Origin of the sequence: Ruegeria arenilitoris (assembly GCF_013035425.1) — a bacterium.
Lineage (GTDB): Bacteria > Pseudomonadota > Alphaproteobacteria > Rhodobacterales > Rhodobacteraceae > Ruegeria > Ruegeria arenilitoris_A.
In genome coordinates, this window is record NZ_WQHX01000003.1 from 52,150 (window position 1) to 70,000 (window position 17,851).

The 17,851-nt window shown below is 51.7% G+C and carries 18 protein-coding genes and 1 tRNA gene (1 of these 19 cut by a window edge); 8 read left to right on the forward strand and 11 right to left on the reverse strand.

Annotation, left to right across the window (positions count from 1 at the left end; all coding sequences use genetic code 11):
- Positions 1–109 precede the first annotated feature (109 nt).
- Together GOV45_RS09220 and GOV45_RS09225 are read left to right on the forward strand one after the other, a co-directional pair.
- Positions 110–1,645, forward strand: a complete 1,536-nt coding sequence (locus GOV45_RS09220; RefSeq protein WP_254447969.1) for a glycosyltransferase family 39 protein — start codon at positions 110–112, stop codon at positions 1,643–1,645.
- A 652-nt stretch (positions 1,646–2,297) separates the two neighbouring features.
- A complete protein-coding gene (locus tag GOV45_RS09225; RefSeq protein ID WP_170476703.1) occupies positions 2,298–3,188 on the forward strand; it encodes a Hint domain-containing protein in 891 nt (296 codons plus the stop codon).
- A gap of 6 nt (positions 3,189–3,194) precedes the next feature.
- On the opposite strand, the gene GOV45_RS09230 is transcribed toward GOV45_RS09225, so the two are convergent.
- Positions 3,195–3,821: a J domain-containing protein gene (locus GOV45_RS09230; protein ID WP_170476705.1), complete on the reverse strand. Its 627-nt coding sequence runs from the start codon at positions 3,819–3,821 to the stop codon at positions 3,195–3,197.
- 108 nt (positions 3,822–3,929) lie between these two features.
- Here GOV45_RS09230 and GOV45_RS09235 point away from each other — a divergent pair, with 108 nt between their 5' ends.
- Positions 3,930–4,184 (forward strand): BolA family protein, encoded by a 255-nt coding sequence (locus GOV45_RS09235; protein ID WP_170476707.1) that lies wholly within the window; start codon positions 3,930–3,932, stop codon positions 4,182–4,184.
- Positions 4,185–4,226: 42 nt separating this feature from the next.
- Here GOV45_RS09235 and GOV45_RS09240 read toward each other — a convergent pair whose 3' ends face one another.
- From GOV45_RS09240 to GOV45_RS09255, 4 genes are all read right to left on the reverse strand, one after another.
- Positions 4,227–4,745, reverse strand: a complete 519-nt coding sequence (locus tag GOV45_RS09240; RefSeq protein WP_170476709.1) for a GNAT family N-acetyltransferase — start codon at positions 4,743–4,745, stop codon at positions 4,227–4,229.
- Positions 4,742–5,296: a helix-turn-helix domain-containing protein gene (locus GOV45_RS09245; RefSeq protein WP_170476710.1), complete on the reverse strand. Its 555-nt coding sequence runs from the start codon at positions 5,294–5,296 to the stop codon at positions 4,742–4,744. Before GOV45_RS09245 ends, GOV45_RS09240 begins: the two co-directional genes overlap by 4 nt.
- A 116-nt stretch (positions 5,297–5,412) precedes the next feature.
- A complete protein-coding gene (locus tag GOV45_RS09250) occupies positions 5,413–6,429 on the reverse strand; it encodes an extracellular solute-binding protein (protein WP_170476712.1) in 1,017 nt (338 codons plus the stop codon).
- Between the two features lie 225 nt (positions 6,430–6,654).
- On the reverse strand, positions 6,655–7,512 hold the full coding sequence (locus GOV45_RS09255) for a LysR substrate-binding domain-containing protein (RefSeq protein WP_170476715.1): 858 nt from the start codon (positions 7,510–7,512) through the stop codon (positions 6,655–6,657).
- Positions 7,513–7,597: 85 nt separating this feature from the next.
- Here GOV45_RS09255 and GOV45_RS09260 point away from each other — a divergent pair, with 85 nt between their 5' ends.
- Positions 7,598–8,620, forward strand: a complete 1,023-nt coding sequence (locus GOV45_RS09260) for a permease (protein WP_170476717.1) — start codon at positions 7,598–7,600, stop codon at positions 8,618–8,620.
- A 121-nt stretch (positions 8,621–8,741) separates the two neighbouring features.
- Here the strand turns inward: GOV45_RS09260 and ykgO are convergent, their stop codons facing one another.
- A complete protein-coding gene (gene ykgO / locus GOV45_RS09265; RefSeq protein WP_005648635.1) occupies positions 8,742–8,867 on the reverse strand; it encodes a type B 50S ribosomal protein L36 in 126 nt (41 codons plus the stop codon).
- A 93-nt stretch (positions 8,868–8,960) separates the two neighbouring features.
- Positions 8,961–9,035: transfer RNA gene (locus GOV45_RS09270), tRNA-Val, on the reverse strand.
- 146 nt (positions 9,036–9,181) lie between these two features.
- Between GOV45_RS09270 and GOV45_RS09275 the strand changes: the two genes are divergently transcribed.
- The gene (locus GOV45_RS09275; protein ID WP_170476719.1) at positions 9,182–10,042 is read left to right on the forward strand and encodes an N-formylglutamate amidohydrolase; all 861 of its coding nucleotides are present in this window, start codon (positions 9,182–9,184) and stop codon (positions 10,040–10,042) included.
- Positions 10,043–10,045: 3 nt separating this feature from the next.
- Here the strand turns inward: GOV45_RS09275 and GOV45_RS09280 are convergent, their stop codons facing one another.
- The gene (locus GOV45_RS09280) at positions 10,046–11,299 is read right to left on the reverse strand and encodes a DNA polymerase IV (RefSeq protein ID WP_170476721.1); all 1,254 of its coding nucleotides are present in this window, start codon (positions 11,297–11,299) and stop codon (positions 10,046–10,048) included.
- 351 nt (positions 11,300–11,650) lie between these two features.
- On the reverse strand, positions 11,651–12,355 hold the full coding sequence (gene pyrF / locus GOV45_RS09285; RefSeq protein WP_170476724.1) for an orotidine-5'-phosphate decarboxylase: 705 nt from the start codon (positions 12,353–12,355) through the stop codon (positions 11,651–11,653).
- Positions 12,356–12,504: 149 nt separating this feature from the next.
- On the opposite strand from pyrF, the gene GOV45_RS09290 reads away from it, so the two are divergent.
- Positions 12,505–12,822: a hypothetical protein gene (locus tag GOV45_RS09290; RefSeq protein WP_170476726.1), complete on the forward strand. Its 318-nt coding sequence runs from the start codon at positions 12,505–12,507 to the stop codon at positions 12,820–12,822.
- A gap of 5 nt (positions 12,823–12,827) precedes the next feature.
- On the opposite strand, the gene GOV45_RS09295 is transcribed toward GOV45_RS09290, so the two are convergent.
- Entirely contained in the window at positions 12,828–13,418 is a 591-nt protein-coding gene (locus GOV45_RS09295; RefSeq protein WP_170476728.1) for an isopropylmalate isomerase, read from the reverse strand.
- Positions 13,419–13,644: 226 nt separating this feature from the next.
- On the opposite strand from GOV45_RS09295, the gene clpB reads away from it, so the two are divergent.
- Positions 13,645–16,263, forward strand: coding sequence for an ATP-dependent chaperone ClpB (clpB, locus tag GOV45_RS09300; RefSeq protein WP_170476730.1), 2,619 nt, complete (start codon positions 13,645–13,647; stop codon positions 16,261–16,263).
- A 61-nt stretch (positions 16,264–16,324) separates the two neighbouring features.
- On the opposite strand, the gene GOV45_RS09305 is transcribed toward clpB, so the two are convergent.
- On the reverse strand, positions 16,325–17,299 hold the full coding sequence (locus GOV45_RS09305) for a hypothetical protein (protein ID WP_170476732.1): 975 nt from the start codon (positions 17,297–17,299) through the stop codon (positions 16,325–16,327).
- 272 nt (positions 17,300–17,571) lie between these two features.
- On the opposite strand from GOV45_RS09305, the gene msrP reads away from it, so the two are divergent.
- On the forward strand, positions 17,572–17,851 hold the 5' portion of the coding sequence (msrP, locus tag GOV45_RS09310; protein ID WP_170476734.1) for a protein-methionine-sulfoxide reductase catalytic subunit MsrP. It continues 623 nt past the right edge of the window; 280 of the gene's 903 nt are visible here — the first part of the coding sequence; its start codon is at positions 17,572–17,574; its stop codon lies beyond the right edge, outside the window.

A 17,851-nucleotide genomic window follows, 5' to 3' on the forward strand; every position in this document is an offset into this window, starting at 1 on the left:
GCTGACCTGATCCACGAGTTACGTCGTTTGGGTCGATTGCTCTTGAACACCTGTTAAAATTGCTTTCTTTGCCGTAATGCAACTTAAACGGAAATTTTCTGTGTACTCTATGCGTTCAACAAAAGCGGCCTTACAAAGGATTTCTTTCGACTCCAACGCTCTTTTTTGGTGCGCATTGATTATTGTTGCGACCTCGCTGAGGCTTTTTCATTTGGGAAGTGAAAGCTTGTGGAATGATGAGCTTGCCAGCTGGGCGTTCAGTAAAGTTGACTCCTTGGGCCAAGTTATTGAGTTGACAAAAAGAGACGTCCACCCTCCGGTTTATCAAGTTTTTCTTTATTTTTGGATCAAACTTGCTGGCGACACCGAGATCGCGTTACGGTTGCCAGCTGCAATTGCTGGTGTGTGGGCCGTAGCGTTTTTGCTATTGTTGGGTCGGCGCCTTTACACACCACAGGTCGCCGGGCTTTCGGCATTATTGCTCGCAGTTTCATGGACCCCGATATACTACTCACAAGAAGGCCGGGCCTACAGCCTTTTGATGCTAGGCGCGATTGCGACAAGCTATTACTGGGTGAAAGTATTTTTTGAAACACGCTACTGCGGTCAAAAAGTACGGCCATACGATGTTGTATGTCTCGCCGTGTGGTCCGTTGCAATGGTCTACCTGCATTACTTTGGCGTTTTACTTGTTGGTATACAGGTTTTAGGAGCCTTTTTTATCGGATGGAGACACAGAGAGTTACAACTTTCTGCTTTTGCTTTATCGCTGGTGGTTTTGATATCTTTCGCTCCCTGGGTTCCAGTAATGCTATCGCATAGCGGCAAGGAAATGTCGCATCTTGCCGCGCCGAATTCCTGGGCGGCATTGCAAGATTTTATGAAATTTGCCTTTGATCGGACAAATGCTTTCTCTGTGATACCTGTACTGGCAATTCTGTCTTTTCCAGTATTGTTGTGGACGCAGAAAACACCAGAAGGTCCAGAAGTTTCTGGATTTGTAGCGAATTACCGGGACTTACTCCTAGTGCTTTGGTTTGTTTTACCATTTCTTATGGCGTTGGTGATTTCTCATTTGATAACGCCAGTCTGGCATAAGCGAAATCTGATAATAGTCGTTCCACCAATCTATTTAATGGTTGCAGCTTCCATTTGGTCGCTTCCCAAACGATCAGTCACCACTGTCCTATCTGTTTTGGTTCTGCTTTCAGCATTCTACAGCGTCGGATTCAAAGGTAGGTATTACAGCAAGACAAAAAAGACGCAATTTAGAGAAGCCATTGAATTTGTTTGTGAAAGATACAAAAGAGAGCCAGTGCTTTTTTATGCGTTGGAGGCACGCTATCTGGAATACTACGACGATGAATGTGATTTGGCAGAAAAGTTGGTTGGGCCATTCGGATCTGCTGGAGACGTTCAAAACGTCAAGCAATTGCTCAGTGAAATGGATGTTGAACGGTTTTGGTACATAAGCGCGCACAGAAAGCCTAACCCAGTGTTTCTGCAATACTTGAGCGATAATTTTGATGAGATAGAGGCAAAAGAACATCGTGGGACCCGCAGCATTCTGATGCAGCGAAGAAAGTCTATGGGTGTTTCTGCAATATCATCCGGTGATCAGAACGGTTTTGGATTTTCCAATTAGAAAATTACTCTGATGGCTGAACAGCCAAGAGATACCGCAGTTTAGTCGTGAACGGAAAAGCAGGTTTGTTGTAGTGAGGCGTTGAATCCTCTGGTGGTACTTTGGAATTGGTGTGGCCAATGAAAACCGCCACGTTCGCGTCAAAGCAACTTGCCAAGCGGAAAATTACTTCGGAAAAGTAACTGTTTAGGATATATCTGACGTCCGAAAAAAGCCACCGGCCGAGGTGATGCTTTGAAGTGTGTCCACCTCAACAACACCTATTCTGAAAGCTCTTATCGCGCTTGAAATATTGCGCCAACCTTAGCCGGCGGTCCGATTTTTCAATGAATGGGAACAGATAAGTGATGGAGTTGCAGGCAAACCGACGGGGTCTTCTGATCGACTCATGAAGTTTGCCATGTCGCTTTTTTGTAACATGAAAGGCAGTCAAGAATTCCAATCGAATGGTTTTTCTTCAACGAGAATTAAAATTCATAAAATAATATATCTTATAGAATTGCGCACCCTATCGCGTAAGGTGTTGGTGCAGGCATTTTGCAAAGAATCTGGGTGAAGAGTACATGAAAGCCAAAGTCATGAGCGGTGTCTCAACCCAGTCTTACGCTGGGTTTATCAGCTTAATTTTGCTGAATGCTAAAAGGGTTAGCTGATGCCGTTTGACGCAACGCTACATACTGTGAACACCACTGGTGGCGGAGATCTGGTTGTACAAGGCTCGACTACGCCCGCGATTATCTCCGGTCTGACTGTGTCGTTTGATGGGGGCGTAACTTTCCAGCCTTATACGTATTTGGGGCAAGGCAACTACCGCGGATCAGGCGAATCCGGTGAATTCATTCAGGTAGGTGGTCAAATCTATGCTTGGGATACTGACAATCCCACAGGCCCAATGACCACGGGTAACTGGCAAATTGGTGAAACTGAACTTGATCCAACGGACCCACCCTGTTTTGTAGCAGGAACTTTGATCGAGACGGAGTCAGGCCCACGTGCGGTCGAAGATTTGGTCGTTGGTGACAGGGTCTGCGTTTCAAACGATGAAACTTTGCCGATTGTTTGGGTCGGGAAGAAAACCCTTAACGCAGATGTTCTACGCGCAAATCCGAAATTCAGGCCTGTTCACATTCGGCGTGATGCGCTCGGACCAGGACTTCCTAACAGGGATTTATTTGTATCGCCACAGCACAGGATCGTGCTGGATGGCTGGCGGGCCGAACTTTTGTTTGGTGAGCCGATGGTTTTTTCAGCCGCGGTTCATTTGGTCAATGACAATACGATCCGGCAGGTGCAGCCGGCTGCACCGGTGGAATACTATCATATCGCATGCCCGCGGCACGCGATATTAAGATCTCATGGTTTAAAGAGTGAGAGTCTGTTTTTAGGTGGCAGGGCCTTAAATTCTTTTGACCGTTGTGACATCGAAGAATTACGAGCGCTGTTTCCAGAGCTAATTGGGCAAGAGACTGGTGCGCAACGTACTCGGCTACGCTGTCTCAAGCGCCCGGAGGTTATAGCCCTTCAAGGCATGCTCCCTCACTAAAGCAGATTACTTAAAGTTGCGGCTGTCCTTAATTTGATCCCAAGCCCAAACAACTTCTTGTAATTGTTCTTCCTGCGATCGATCGCCGCCGTTCATATCTGGATGCAGAACTTTGATTAGCTTTTTATAGGCTTTGCGGACTTCGGCTTTGGTCCAGCTGTCGTTTGCGTCCAGTATCTCTATTGCACGGCGTTCGGTTGGGGGCAGCCGGCGGCCGCCTCCACCGGCGGTACGCCCAGGATTTTTTGTCGCATTTGCACCTAAAACCTGATGCGGGTCTTCAATGCCCAACCGGGCCCAAGCGCGTGCTTCGGGGTCTCCCATTGGCTTGGTTTCGCGCTCCCACACTTTGTCCTTTGATCGCTGAGCATTCAACTCAGCCTCGGTTGTGCCGTCAAAGAAGTTCCACTTTTGGTTATATTCACGCACATGCTGTTGGCAGAACCAATAGAAATCATCCAGAACATCCGGCGCCTTGGGTGCACGAAACTTTCCCGCCTCTTCGCATCCCTCGTGATCGCAGATTCGGGTTGAAGTCTCGGACGCACCCGACATGCCCCGACGCCCGCGCGGTTTCTTTTTCTTAGCGCTGGATACGGACATATCGAATCCAAACGGGTCTGATTTTTCCATTGGCCTGCTCCTGAGAACGCGTCTTTTCGACTCGGAGGCAGCAGTTTAACGTAAGGGCCAGAGAGTAGAAGAGGGAAGCGGCAAAATTTTTTGCTGCCAAGCAAAAAAATGAGCATTACTGACGAAATTCGCGCTCGCTTACAGGCGACTTTTGACCCAAGCGAGCTGGATGTGATCGATGACAGTGAAAGCCACAGAGGCCACGCAGGGTTTCGAGAAGGTGGCGAGAGCCATTTCAATGTCCGCATTCGCTCTGAGGCGTTTCAAGGTCAATCACGTGTCGCCCGTCATCGAGCCGTACACGCCGCGCTCGGGGACGTGGTTCCGCGCATTCATGCGCTGGCCTTGGACATCGATGTTTGAGAGGCTGGGTGAGAAACTCTATCGGAAAGGCGACGATCTGCATTAATCCAGTCGCTTGTACATAAAAGTTGTTGGTTCCAGCCTGTCGTCAAATGGATTTCGGCAATAATCCGGCACTTCTCCGGCGATTTCGAATCCCATGGTCTGGTAAAGCATGCGCGAAGGATCTGAACTGCGCGTGTCGAGAACCAACAGGGTTCTTTTCAATTCGGATGCTCGCTTTATCAGTGCCGTCATTAATGACCGCCCCACTCCTCTACGTCTTGCGTTGGGATTCACCAACAATTTGGCCACATCTGCGCGGTGTGTTTGATTAGGCATTCCGGCCGGGATCAACTGTACCGTGCCGACGATTCCGCCGCTATCATAGGCAACAAAAAGATCCAGCGATTTTCTCACTAGGCCAGGTCGAACAGTGGCTTCCCAATATGTTCTGGCGTCATCCTGTGAAAACGGTAGAACGAACCCAATGCTTGCTCCGGTATGAACACACCCGTGCAGAATTTCAGTCAGATCATCCAACGCGGCGTCGAAAGACTTTTCAAAGAGCTGTGTAATCATATCAATACCATCATGTATCTAGCGCCTCTGGAGGCGTTTGTTTCAAACTTCGTTGGACCGGACAGGTGGTAGCGCAGACAATCTCCGGCACCGAGTTCATGGGCGATGCCATCAACATTCAAAATCAAGAATCCATCCAGAACTATCAGATGGTGCTCTTGCCCTGGTTTCGGAGGTGCATCGTAAGCAATAACCGTTTCGGGCGGTAAGTGACATTCCAGAACCTCGCCGGTTAGCCCAGTTGCTGGCGGTGAAACCGACTTGCGGGTGAACCCCGTCTCGGGGTCTCGCCATTCAGGCTGCTTGTCAAAAGGCACGCGCGGGGCAAAGCTGTCTTCAACCATCATTAGCAATCGGGACATTGGCAGTTCAAATACTGCGCACAGTCTTCCCAGAGTTTCAGCGGTCGGACTGACGTCGCCCTTTTCCATGCGCGACAATGTAGCTCGGCTGATATCGCTAAGTGCGGCGAGTTGCTCGAGTGACCAGCCACGTGATTTGCGTAATTCGCCAAGCCGTGAGGCCAATCTATTAGAAAGTGAATCTTGCATATCTCAAAAATGGGAATCATGTTCGCATTCGAGATTATTGATTAAAAATAATAAATATACAACAAAAAAAGGGTGCAGAAAACTGCACCCTAATGGTACTGATAACTACCTTTGGTTCATTTCCAACCAACTTCGTTGAAAATCTTCTGAGCTTCGGGGATGTTCTTTGCAACATCTGACAAGCTTACTTCATCAGCTTTGAACTCGCCCATTTGTTTGACTGAGTCCGCAAGTTCAACGCTCGCGACGGCCGGAAATTCATCATTCCCAGCCGAAAAGTATTGCTGTGCCTGATCACTTGCGAGGTATTCCAGAAAAAGGACCGCATTATCTTTATTCGGAGCATTTGCAGCCACACCTGCGCCGGACAAATTCATGTGCGCGCCATAGCTGTCCTGATTTGGAAACACGAAGCCGATCATATCGCGATCAGCTGATAGCCCCTTAACGTCTTTGCGGATCGCGCGCGCGAAGTAGTAAGTATTCGACACTGCAATTTCGCATTCGCCCGAGACTATGCCACGCAACTGATCGGTGTCTCCGCCTTGCGGTTTACGTGCCATGTTGGCAACAATGCCTTCGGCCCAGGATTTTGCAGCCTCTTGTCCTTCATGCGTAATTATCGAAGCAAGCAGCGTCTGGTTGTACGTGTTGCTGGAGGACCTAATGCAGACCAGCCCCTTGTATTCCGGTTTCGCCAGATCGGCATATGTGGTCGGGGGGTTCGACACGTTTTCTTTGTCAAAGAAAATGATACGGCCGCGTTGAGAAAATCCGAACCACTGGTTGTCGTTGTCCTGTAGATTTGCAGGGATGCGGTCTTCCAGAACCGAACTTTCAACGGATTGTAGAACGCCAGCATTCTTGGCCCGTTCCAACCGTGATGTGTCCACAGTCAACAATATATCAGCAGGCGAGTTTGCTCCTTCGGCCTCCATCCGGGCGATCAGTTCATCTGCCTTGCCTTCTATACGGTTGATAGTGACTCCTGTGGCCTCTTCAAAGTCTGTGTAGAGACGTTCATCGGTGTCGTAGTGGCGCGACGAATACAGGTTTAATTCGCCCTCGGCAAAGGCTGAGGCAGCGATCAAAGTCACCAAAGTTGCCGCGGCGCAGGTTGAGGATTTCAGCATAATCTGTCCCGATATTGAAAGGTGTCACGGGCAATAACCCGACTGATTTAGTCAATTAAACGATTCTGGGTGGGATGCAAGTAATTCTGACAAAAATACTAAGTCAAAGACCCAAGCCTATTTTTGCGGCTTGGCGGAAGAAATCTACCACCTCAAGCATGAGCTGAGAAATCAGAAACGCCCTCGGCTAACCATGCGCCGAGGGCCATACAAGCATCGGGAACTTTAAGCCATAACCCTAAATGCGGAGCGAATAGCGGCTCTCATAGCTTCCCGAGTTTCGGTTTCTTGTAAGTCCAGCCCGGCCATCACCAACTTGGAGCCGGGCGTAGTTGGAAGGCCTAACTTGTTGTTCACAACCGACAGGCCCGAGTGAAGCGATGACCGACCCAGCATCCCAACTGCAATTCCAGCTTCCACTGCAGCAATGACACCCGACACACTTTGGCTGGAATATACAACGCGGTAGGGCTTTCCCCGGCTGTTCAGAGAGTTGATAGCTGAGTCGCGCCACCAACAGGCGTGGTCAAACAAGGCAACCGGCAAGTTTTCTTCGGTTTGGAAATCGCGGGCTGCTGACGCCACCCAGCATGTAGGATCTTCAAAAAGAATCTCTTCGTGGTTACCCGGCTGTTCCACTTCATAAATCGCGAGGTCGAACAATCCCTTTTCAAGTGCCTCTGGGAAACCAGTACTTAAGGCACAGGTCACCTCTAACTCGACCCTTGGGTGTAAGCGGCTGAACGCGGCGATGATCTCCGAAAGTTTTGCTCTGCCATGGTCATCGGGGATCGCCAGTCGCAATTTGCCTGCAATGGTATTTTGGGACATGTCCTGCAAGGCTGCGTCCAGACGCGCAGTTACTTCCTGGGCAACGGGTAACAATCGATGGCCCGTGTCGCTTAGAACAATACCGCGACCATGTCTTTCAAAAACAGGTTGCCCGAGAATGGTTTCGAGCCGCTTGACCTGAAGAGAAGTGGCGGATTGGGATCTGTGAATCCGCACCGCGCCCTCTGTAACGCTGCCAGACTCTGCCACTGCAATGAAGGTGCGAAGCAGATCGCTGTCCAAGTTTTGCATTCGAAATTCCTATAGGAGAGATTTATACTATTTGTTTTACCAATGTCAGATCAACCACTAGGTTTCAAGGTCAGAGGAGTATCCCATGACCGATCAGACAGTTATCAGCCAACGATCAGGCAGGAAATTTTTGATATGGAGCTTGTGCCTATTGGCGACGATTGGCGCTGGTTTTGCTTGGCCCGAACATGCCGTGAGCGTCGTCAAGTTCGTAATCTGGGGATTGCTAGCAGTCGCCCCAATCGTCATTCCTGGCATATTCGTTGCGGCTTGGATCATTGCCAGCGGCGCGGATACGCACATTGCAGGCGCTTTCGAGGGAAGAACCCTGAAGACAGTTGTTGCAGCTTCGTTTATCGGAGCTATCACGCCGGTTTGTGGTGTTACCGTCTTGCCGCTTATGGCCGGGTTGTTAGCTGCAGGTGTTCCGCTTGCACCAATCATGGCGTTTTGGTTGTCATCTCCGATCACTGATCCAGCCATGCTTGCAACGACAGCCGCAACCCTTGGCTTTAGTTTTGCTGTCGGCAAAACAGTGGCTGCTTTTGGGTTGGGTTTATTCGGTGGTGCAGTGACCGGATTGTTCGCCCAGACGTCTTGGGCGCTGAATGCTTTACGGGATAATGGTTTGGCGCGCCAACTTAGCGTCGGCAGATGTGGCGACGATAGAACTTTCGACCCCTGGATCTGGAATACCGAAGCGCGTCGACGGTCCTTCGCCGCTCAATTCTGGGCCACATCCCGACTTATCCTGATCTGCTTAGTTCCGGCATTCGCCGCCGAGTATGCATTGAACGCCGCTTTAACCCCCGGAGTTTTAGCTGCTTACGTCGGAGAGGATCAATGGTGGGCTGTACCTGCCGCAGTGTTTGTCGGCGCGCCAGCTTATATCGATGGATATGCGGCTTTGCCGCTCACGCGTGGATTGATTGAAAACGGGATGTCCGAAGGCGCGGCAATGGCCTTTTTGATCTCAGGTGGTGTCGTGAGTATCTGGGGCGCAATGGCTATCGCCCCTGTGCTAAAGTTGAAACCGTTTCTTTTATACCTACTGCTTGCGGTACTGGGCTCTGTCGCAGCAGGATATTTATTTGGATGGATGGTCTGAATTCATTTTGAAACGGCAGCCAATCGTTCAAGGAAGACTGCGTAACCAGATCCTCGATGTTCGTTGGCCAGAACAAAAAAACCGCGCTTGGATGCGCGGTTTTTTGTTCTGTGATTTGTTCTCAGCCTTGGCGCGCTTTGAACTTACGCTGCGTCTTGTTGATCACGTAGACGCGGCCTTTGCGACGCACAACCCGGCAGTCACGGTGCCGATTCTTGAGCGAGCGGAGCGAGTTCTTGACCTTCATGGCCTGTCTCCAATCTGCGGCGCCTTCATCAAGGACGTGGCCAGCGCCTGGGTTAGCGGGTGTCCCGAGTCAGACCCGAAACAGTGAACACAATGGTGGGCGGTACAAGGATCGAACTTGTGACCCCTTCGATGTCAACGAAGTGCTCTACCGCTGAGCTAACCGCCCACGAACCATAGCGAGACTGCCCCATAACGAAATGGGGCGCGGAACCCCGCGCCGGTAGCGGGGTCTATAAAAGGAGTCGTTAGGGGGATCAAGGGGTTTGGAAGAACTATTTTCCGGTCTATGTTCAACGCGAAGAAGGAGAGACTATGCCGACCGAAGCTTACAATTTGGTTATGCCGGAGAAACTGAGTTCATGCGCAGTTTTTGCATCCCCGCATAGTGGTCGGGACTATCCTGCGGCGTTTCTGGACCGCTCGGTTCTGAATTATAAAACGATTCGATCGTCAGAAGATGCGTTTGTTGATCAACTGTTCGACAGCGCCCCCCGGCATGGCGCACCGTTTCTTACGGCTGCAATGCCACGCGCTTATCTGGATTTGAACAGAAATGCGGACGAGCTGGACCCGGCTTTGATACAAGGGGCCCGGAGGCAGGGGCACAATCCCCGGGTCGCATCGGGTCTGGGCGTGATTCCCCGCGTGGTGGCCAACGGTCGTGTGATTTACAATGGAAAAATCACTATGGATGAGGCGCGTTTGCGCATCGATAATTATTGGCGACCGTATCATGCGTGTCTCAAATCTCTGCTATCAGAGGCGCATCAAATATTTGGGCAAGCCATACTTATCGACTGTCATTCAATGCCGCATGAAGCCGTAGCAATTTCAGGTACAGGGCAGTCCAAACGACCCGAGATTGTTCTGGGGGATCGGTTTGGAGCCTCGGCGTCGGGGACAATCGTGGACCAGATCGAGTCCGCTTTTGCGTCCGCCGGATTGAATGTTGCGCGAAACACACCTTTTGCCGGAGCCTATGTGACTCAGACCTACGGGCGCCCGGGGCGACACCAGCACGCGATTCAGGTCGAAATTGATCGTTCATTGTACATGGATGAGGAACGGATCGAGCCTAACCAAAACTTTCACGCGTTCCGAACTTTAATGGATTTAGTAATTTCTGAAATTGCCGGTATCGGTTCAGAACCTGCGCGGTTGGCCGCAGAATAATTTTCAACGCAACGCGCGGCCTTTTACAATAGCATCAGTGCCGAACCTTTTTCGGATTTCATCGGTTGCTCGTTCGGCCTGCGATCTGCGGGCCGCGCCAGGGTCAAGCAAATCGCCTGAAATGTCTGCCTGATCCTCAGGGCACAGATCAGAAAGGCCACAACCCAATAAACGATACGGGCCTTGGTCACCAACTTGATCAAACAAGCCGCGCGCAGTTCGATAAATGCGATCTGCAATTTGCGTTGGATCGCGCAGTGAAACACGCCGCGTTATCAGCTTGTGGTTTGCTTGCTTTAGTTTCAATGTCACCACACGCCCTGCCAATCCTTTGGCCTTAGCCCTGTCAGCAACCTTTTCAGACATACGCCATATATGACCGTCCAAGATTTCGATACTGGCCGTGTCTTCAAAAAACGTCGTCTCATTACTGATGGATTTCATTGGTTCGTGGGCCGAGACACGGCGCTTATCTTGACCGCGAGCCAAATGCCATAAACGGTATCCCATGGACCCAAACCGAGCTGTTAACGCTTCCTGATCCCAACGCAAAAGGTCGGAAAAGGTGCGAATTCCCGCACGATCCAACGACTCTTGCGCCGCCGGACCTATGCCCCAAATCAAGCGCACGGGCTTATCGTGTAAGAAATCAGCCGTTTCAGCCTTGCCAATAATTGAGAACCCCCGGGGTTTGTCCAGATCAGACGCGACCTTTGCCAAGAACTTGTTATGTGACAGGCCAATAGATCCGGTTACTCCGAGCTCTTCTTTCATGCGTTTAACAAGTCGTGCCAACATCACCGCTGGCGGCGCCCCGTGCAGGCGCTCTGTACCGGAAAGGTCTAGAAACGCCTCGTCCAGAGACAGCGGCTCGACGATCGGTGTCAACTCATCCATCATCTTGCGGATTTCGCGGGAAACTTCGGCATAGGCTGACATTCGCGGTTTTATGACCACTGCATCTGGGCAAACTTGAAGCGCTTTGAACATGGGCATAGCAGAACGCACACCCCGAATCCGAGCCACATAGCATGCGGTCGACACCACTCCGCGTTTTCCGCCCCCGATAATAACCGGTTTGTCTGCCAGCTCCGGGTTGTCTCGTTTCTCGACCGAGGCATAAAAAGCATCGCAATCCATATGCGCAATGGATAAGTCAAATAGCTCGGGATGAGTTTTGACGCGAGGGCTGCCGCAGGAAGGGCAACGGCGTTCCTCAGCTAGTAAAGTCAGGCAATCTCGGCAAATTCCGGGCATAAAAGTCCCCACGCGGTCCACGAATGGGCAGGGCGTTTCTTATAGCACCGTTTCCGGACGATCAAAGGGCCATCGTTTGAGTTACTCTTTGTGAAAGAAGACCCCCCGCGACTTTGCGGGGGGAGGTAACGAACCTCAGGAAGAACTGGTTCGTTGGGGGAGTGTCTCACCCCTAAATTCGCCGATAAGACTTGTTTTCGATAGAACGAAGGCGCGCGGCAATAAACTCGCTTTTTGAATGTGTGTTTTCAGGCACAGAGACGATTTGGTACAGAACCAATGAATATTGACGTAAGGTCAAGCCGTTGCAATCGAAACCTGAGGTTATTTCAGCCCGAATCCCTGGACAGTTCAGTGCCGTGTCAAGGAATTTAACTCGTTCAGAACCGCTTCGGCCGCAGATTTTGGGTCCTCTGCCTGATAGATCGGACGGCCTATAACGATGTGATCAGCGCCATCACTAATCGCAGTTGCAGGAGTGGCCACGCGTTTCTGATCTCCAAGTGATGTTCCGGCGGGTCTTACGCCGGGCGTAACGATCAAGCGATTTTTGGCCTGAGGCAGTGCTCGGATCAGGGCGGCCTCTTGTGGGCTGGCAATTACGCCATCGGCGCCGGCCTCTAACGCTTTCGCCGCCCGTTCAACGACAAGCTCTCGCACGTCGCCTGGTTTGATCAGACTGGCATCCAGATCTTCGCGGTTCAGTGAAGTCAGGATTGTGACGGCGAGGATCTTCAAATCTTTTCCCGAGGTGCCTTCCTTTGCAGCACGGACAACATGAGGGTCGCCGTGAACGGTAAGGAAGTCCAAATCAAACTGTGCCAACCCGCGTACTGCGGTTTCGACTGTGTTGCCGATGTCGAACAGCTTCATGTCCAGAAAGATACGCTTGCCATGATCCTGCTTCAGTTCGTTGGCCAATGCCAATCCGCCGCCTGTCAGCATCCCCAGTCCGATTTTGTAGAATGATACACTGTCGCCCAAGCGTTCAGCCATAGCCAGCCCTTGCAGGGCATTCGGGACATCAAGGGCTACGATCAGGCGGTCATCTGACATTGCGTTCGGGCTCCTATTTGGCAAACGTCTGCGTCCTAGCTGTTTCGGGCGCTCGTGTCCATGCGTGACCAATCAAAGGAACAACTGTCCAGAACTAGCGTCTGTGTTATGTTGCGAGACATGTAAATTGGAATAAAGAAAGAAATAACATGAAAAAGCTATTGGTTCTGGGGGCGGCTGTTGCTTTGACGGCCTGCGATGACTCTGCACCGAGCGATGAGGCCGTCGCAGCCCCGCCTGAGCCAACTTCAGACGACTTGATGTTGGTACGCGGCTATCGGTCGACGGACGACCAATGCCAACTGACTGGGGAAACCTCGTTTACCGTAAATTTTCTGGATGATGCAGCTGATCTTGTGTCTTGCCCTTCGGGTAGCGAAGCGGCGCAGTCGCTGGTGGCTGCGTACAACGCGCGGCAGTTGGCAGAAACCGGTGGCTACACTGTCTACACGGTGCCACGTCGCTGATTGGATCAGTACTTTGGTCCGGTGTACAAATGACCTCGGCGGATAATCACAATCGCGTTGATGGCGATAAGGGCGATACTCGTCAGTTCCAAAATCCAATTCATCCGAATGGATTGAATTTCAGTGTTCAAAAACTCATCAAAATGATGGAATCCCGCCGCGCGTATCAGGATAAAACAAATCAGAATAATCAAACCGATCAAGGCAAGGCCAACGGCCCGTAGATGCTGTCTTAGCGCCCAAAGGCTAAAGATGGCGATGTTAAAACCGGTCAACACAATGGCTACAATAAAGATGAACTGAACAGCGCGCCGTTCTTCGTACCAGCCTTGCATCTGTGATAGGCATCGGCCACCAGCCGTCAAGGCAGATTGAAGATCTAGCTGTTTGTTTATCATTAACGCAAACAATACAATGCCCAGCGTTGCCCAAAACACGCGAACAGTACCTTCAGGATGTCGAGGGCTCGCCACAAGACACAACACTGCTGTGAGGCCATAGGCGGCGACAGTCACCCATCCCAGCACGCTGGGATCACCAATGACGGGGGACCAGTCATCGGCAATGCACGCCCCAAGATTGTCGGTTACGCTCATGCTATCTTTGGATCAGTGCCGCCACTGCAGCGCTGCGACATTAATTTGCAAAAGATCATATGCTCGTATTTGCCCCATGTTTCCATCTCAACTTAGCGATCCGGGGATAATGACGAAAGAGGTCTTGATTCCCTACCGTTATTTACCAAATTGAACTTGAGGCCCATATCGACGCGTGCCGCCAAGCGGGCGCAGCCAACAGGGCGCTTGATAAAAGGAGAATGGAATGGACTTGAATAAGTTCACCGAGCGGGCACGGGGATTCGTGCAAGCAGCGCAGACAATAGCGCTGCGCGAGGGGCACCAGAGATTGGCACCCGAACATATTTTGAAAGCATTGATGGATGACGATCAGGGGCTGGCGAGCAATCTGATCACACGCGCAGGCGGGGCGCCCACGCGGGTGGTTGAAGCGCTAGACGCTGCTATGGCAAAGATCCCCCAGGTCAGTGGTGACGCAGGCCAGGTTTACATGGATGGGCAAACCGCCAAAGTGTTGGACGAGGCTGAGAAAATCGCCACCAAAGCGGGTGACAGCTTTGTGCCCGTTGAACGCGTTTTGATGGCGCTTTGCATGGTGAAGTCCAAGGCGAAGGACGCGTTGGAAGCCGGTGCCGTATCCGCCCAGAAACTGAACGAGGCGATTAACGATATTCGAAAGGGACGTACCGCGGACTCGGCGTCGGCAGAAGAAGGCTATGACGCCCTCAAGAAATATGCACGCGACCTGACCGAAGCCGCAGCCGAAGGCAAGATCGACCCAATCATCGGACGTGACGAAGAAATTCGCCGCTCGATGCAGGTTCTGTCGCGCCGCACCAAAAACAACCCGGTTCTTATCGGTGAACCTGGTGTCGGTAAAACTGCGATCGCAGAAGGGATGGCCTTGCGCATCGTCAACGGTGATGTTCCTGAGTCTCTTAAGGAAAAAAAGTTGCTTGCGCTCGACATGGGCGCGTTGATCGCTGGCGCAAAATATCGTGGTGAGTTCGAAGAACGCCTAAAGGCAGTTCTGACCGAGGTCACCGAGGCCGCGGGTGAGATCATCCTGTTCATCGACGAAATGCATACGTTGGTTGGTGCCGGGAAATCCGACGGCGCGATGGATGCTGCCAACCTGATTAAGCCCGCATTAGCTCGGGGTGAGTTGCACTGTATCGGCGCAACCACGCTGGATGAGTATCGGAAATACGTTGAAAAAGACGCGGCACTCGCACGTCGGTTCCAACCCGTAATGGTACAGGAACCGACCGTCGAGGACACAATCAGCATTCTTCGTGGTATCAAGGAAAAATACGAACTGCACCACGGCGTACGCGTTTCAGACTCGGCTTTGGTTTCGGCCGCGACGCTGTCCCATCGCTATATCACGGACCGCTTCTTGCCAGACAAAGCCATCGACCTTGTTGATGAGGCAGCGTCGCGTCTGCGGATGGAGGTTGACTCCAAGCCAGAGGAACTTGACCAACTGGATAGGCAGATTCTGCAGATGCAGATCGAGGAAGAGGCGCTGAAGCTAGAAGATGACGCTGCTTCGAAGGATCGTTTGGATACTTTGCAAAAAGATCTGGCTGATCTGCAGGAACAATCCGCGGAGATGACAGCTCAGTGGCAGGCTGAACGCGATAAGTTAGCGGGCGCCCGTGATCTGAAAGAGCAGCTCGAAAAGGCGCGGGCAGATCTGGAGATTGCAAAGCGTGAAGGCAACCTCGCCAAGGCGGGTGAGCTGTCTTATGGTGTCATTCCCGAGCTTGAGAAAAAGCTGACCGAGGCAGAGAATGCCGAAAGCAACGCCATGATGGCCGAAGAAACCGTGCGTCCTGAACAGATCGCCTCGGTGGTCGAGCGCTGGACAGGTATCCCTACCTCGAAAATGCTGGAAGGCGAGCGCGAGAAGTTGCTGCGGATGGAAGATGATCTGCATTCCCGCGTGATCGGTCAGGACGCGGCGGTAACTGCTGTTGCCAACGCCGTGCGCCGCGCTCGTGCTGGTTTGAACGACGAGAACCGCCCGCTGGGTTCGTTCCTGTTCCTTGGTCCGACTGGCGTGGGCAAAACTGAACTGACCAAGGCTGTAGCGAACTTTCTATTCGACGACGACAACGCGATGGTGCGAATCGACATGTCCGAGTTCATGGAAAAGCACGCCGTCGCCCGCCTGATCGGGGCCCCTCCGGGCTATGTCGGCTATGACGAAGGCGGAGTGCTGACCGAAGCCGTGCGGCGCAGGCCATATCAGGTTGTGCTGTTTGATGAGGTGGAAAAGGCGCACCCGGATGTGTTCAACGTGCTTCTGCAGGTTCTGGACGATGGGGTTCTTACCGATGGTCAAGGCCGCACTGTGGACTTCAAGCAGACGCTGATCATCCTGACGTCGAACCTTGGGTCTCAGGCACTCAGTCAGCTGCCCGAAGGCGCGGACAGTGCGCAGGCAAGGCGCGACGTGATGGATGCTGTCCGGGCGCATTTCCGGCCGGAGTTCCTGAACCGTCTGGACGAAACGATCATCTTTGACCGACTTAAGCGGGCTGATATGGATGGCATCGTCGATATCCAGATGGCACGCCTGCAGAAACGTCTGGCCGCCCGCAAGATCGAGCTGGCTTTGGATGATAGTGCCAAGGAATGGCTGGCCAATGAAGGGTATGATCCGGTCTTTGGTGCTCGTCCTTTGAAACGCGTTATTCAGCGCGCCTTGCAGAACCCGCTGGCAGAAGCTTTGCTGGCCGGTGAGATCAAGGATGGAGAAACCGTTCCCGTGACAGCCGGAGCAGAAGGCCTAATTATCGGTGACAGGATGGGTACATCTGATCGCCCACGTCCCGATGATGCAGTCGTGCATTAATTTTGAAACACTTAGCATCAAGAGACCCGTCTATTAGGCGGGTCTTTTTTATGACTGCATGCTAATGATCGCGGAACTCTCGGCTTTTGCGCAAAGCTCGCAATTCTTCAGGGGACATTTTGGGGCCGGTTTTGGTTAGATGTGGTGGGGTGGAGGCCCGATCAAGTTGCGCATTCGCTTTTGAGGCCGCTATAGCCAAATCCTCGCGCAGTTTCTGGTATCCCAAAACCCCTCCTGCGCACTGCAGGCTATACGTCCAGACGCCAATCAACATGATAGCGACCGACAGACCAATCAGAGACCAGACAGGCCGTACGGCCGCAGTGCCATAGATCATATTTCGAACTTCCACTGCGTCAGCCGATAAGGTCTCGGTAGTTCCTGATAGAAACAGCAATGTGATCAGGATAGCGTAAAGGGTGGTGGACCCAACATAGCTAAGAACGGTCAACCCAAAAAGTTCTCCGAACGAGGCTCTGAAGTGTCGAAAAGGCGTGTAAGTCAGACTGTCAGGGTCTCTCCCGATTGAAGCGGATGCAATAGGCACGAGCATGCTGGCGCGAAACGAGCAAGCAGACAGGAAAACTGCTACAACAACCGCAACGGCAGGGATCGCCAAAGAAGGCTCCAAGAACCTAAGCGCGACATCCTTGAATGCATCAAGTTGAAAGATTTCGGAAGACGTCAGCAATAATGGGATGGCAAGCATTAGCGCAAGAATCAATGTCATGCCTGCGCTTTGTACAGCACCGTAAATGACGGCGGGAATTACCAATGTCCGAATACGATTACTGGGTTTCACATTCATGGATTGAAGGCCAAACCTGGCGCCGAGAAGAATTGGCAGGGCGCTTGCAGAAGCAATTATCAGAAAAGCCAGAAAAATTGCCGATGTTGGGAATAGAATGCTTATCAGCAGCTCCAAAATCGTGCCGACAATTACGTAAAGCACCAACCCAATCAGCATGAAAGGCAGTGCGATAACAAGCCGCCAGAATATAGAAAACGATAAAGGAATGGCTTGAGACAAGAACATCGAAATTTACTGAATACAACCTTTAGGTGTTTTTTCAATAATGAGATCCCGATAAACGTGCCAGTTGTTTTGAACGGCATGCATAAGAGCGACCAAGTTATGTGTCTTTTGGGAGCCGGTTTTCCGTTCTGACGCAATCGGAAGCCTTATTTGGACCCGAAAAATAGGCTTTACGTTACAATCTCGTCTCTCAATCGTTATGAGTGTTGTCTTTGCCCTGTGCTAAGAGGGGATTAACTCGTGTCGTAATTGGGTTGTTCAAGGAGGCCTGAATGGCGCATCGCTGGTCTAACAAACTTACACATGCCGACGTTACACCGCGGGCGGCTTTTCTGAACCGACGGCAGGTAATCGCTGGGCTGGGAGGTTTGGGATTAACGGGTTTGGCAAAGCCCGGCGCGGCTCAAGAAGGGTTGGAGCCGAATACTTGGGAAGAAATCACATCCTATAATAATTTCTATGAATTTGGGACGCGAAAAGATGACCCAGCCAAATATGCGGGTGCGTTGACGACTGAACCCTGGGCTATCGAAATCGACGGGATGGTGGAAC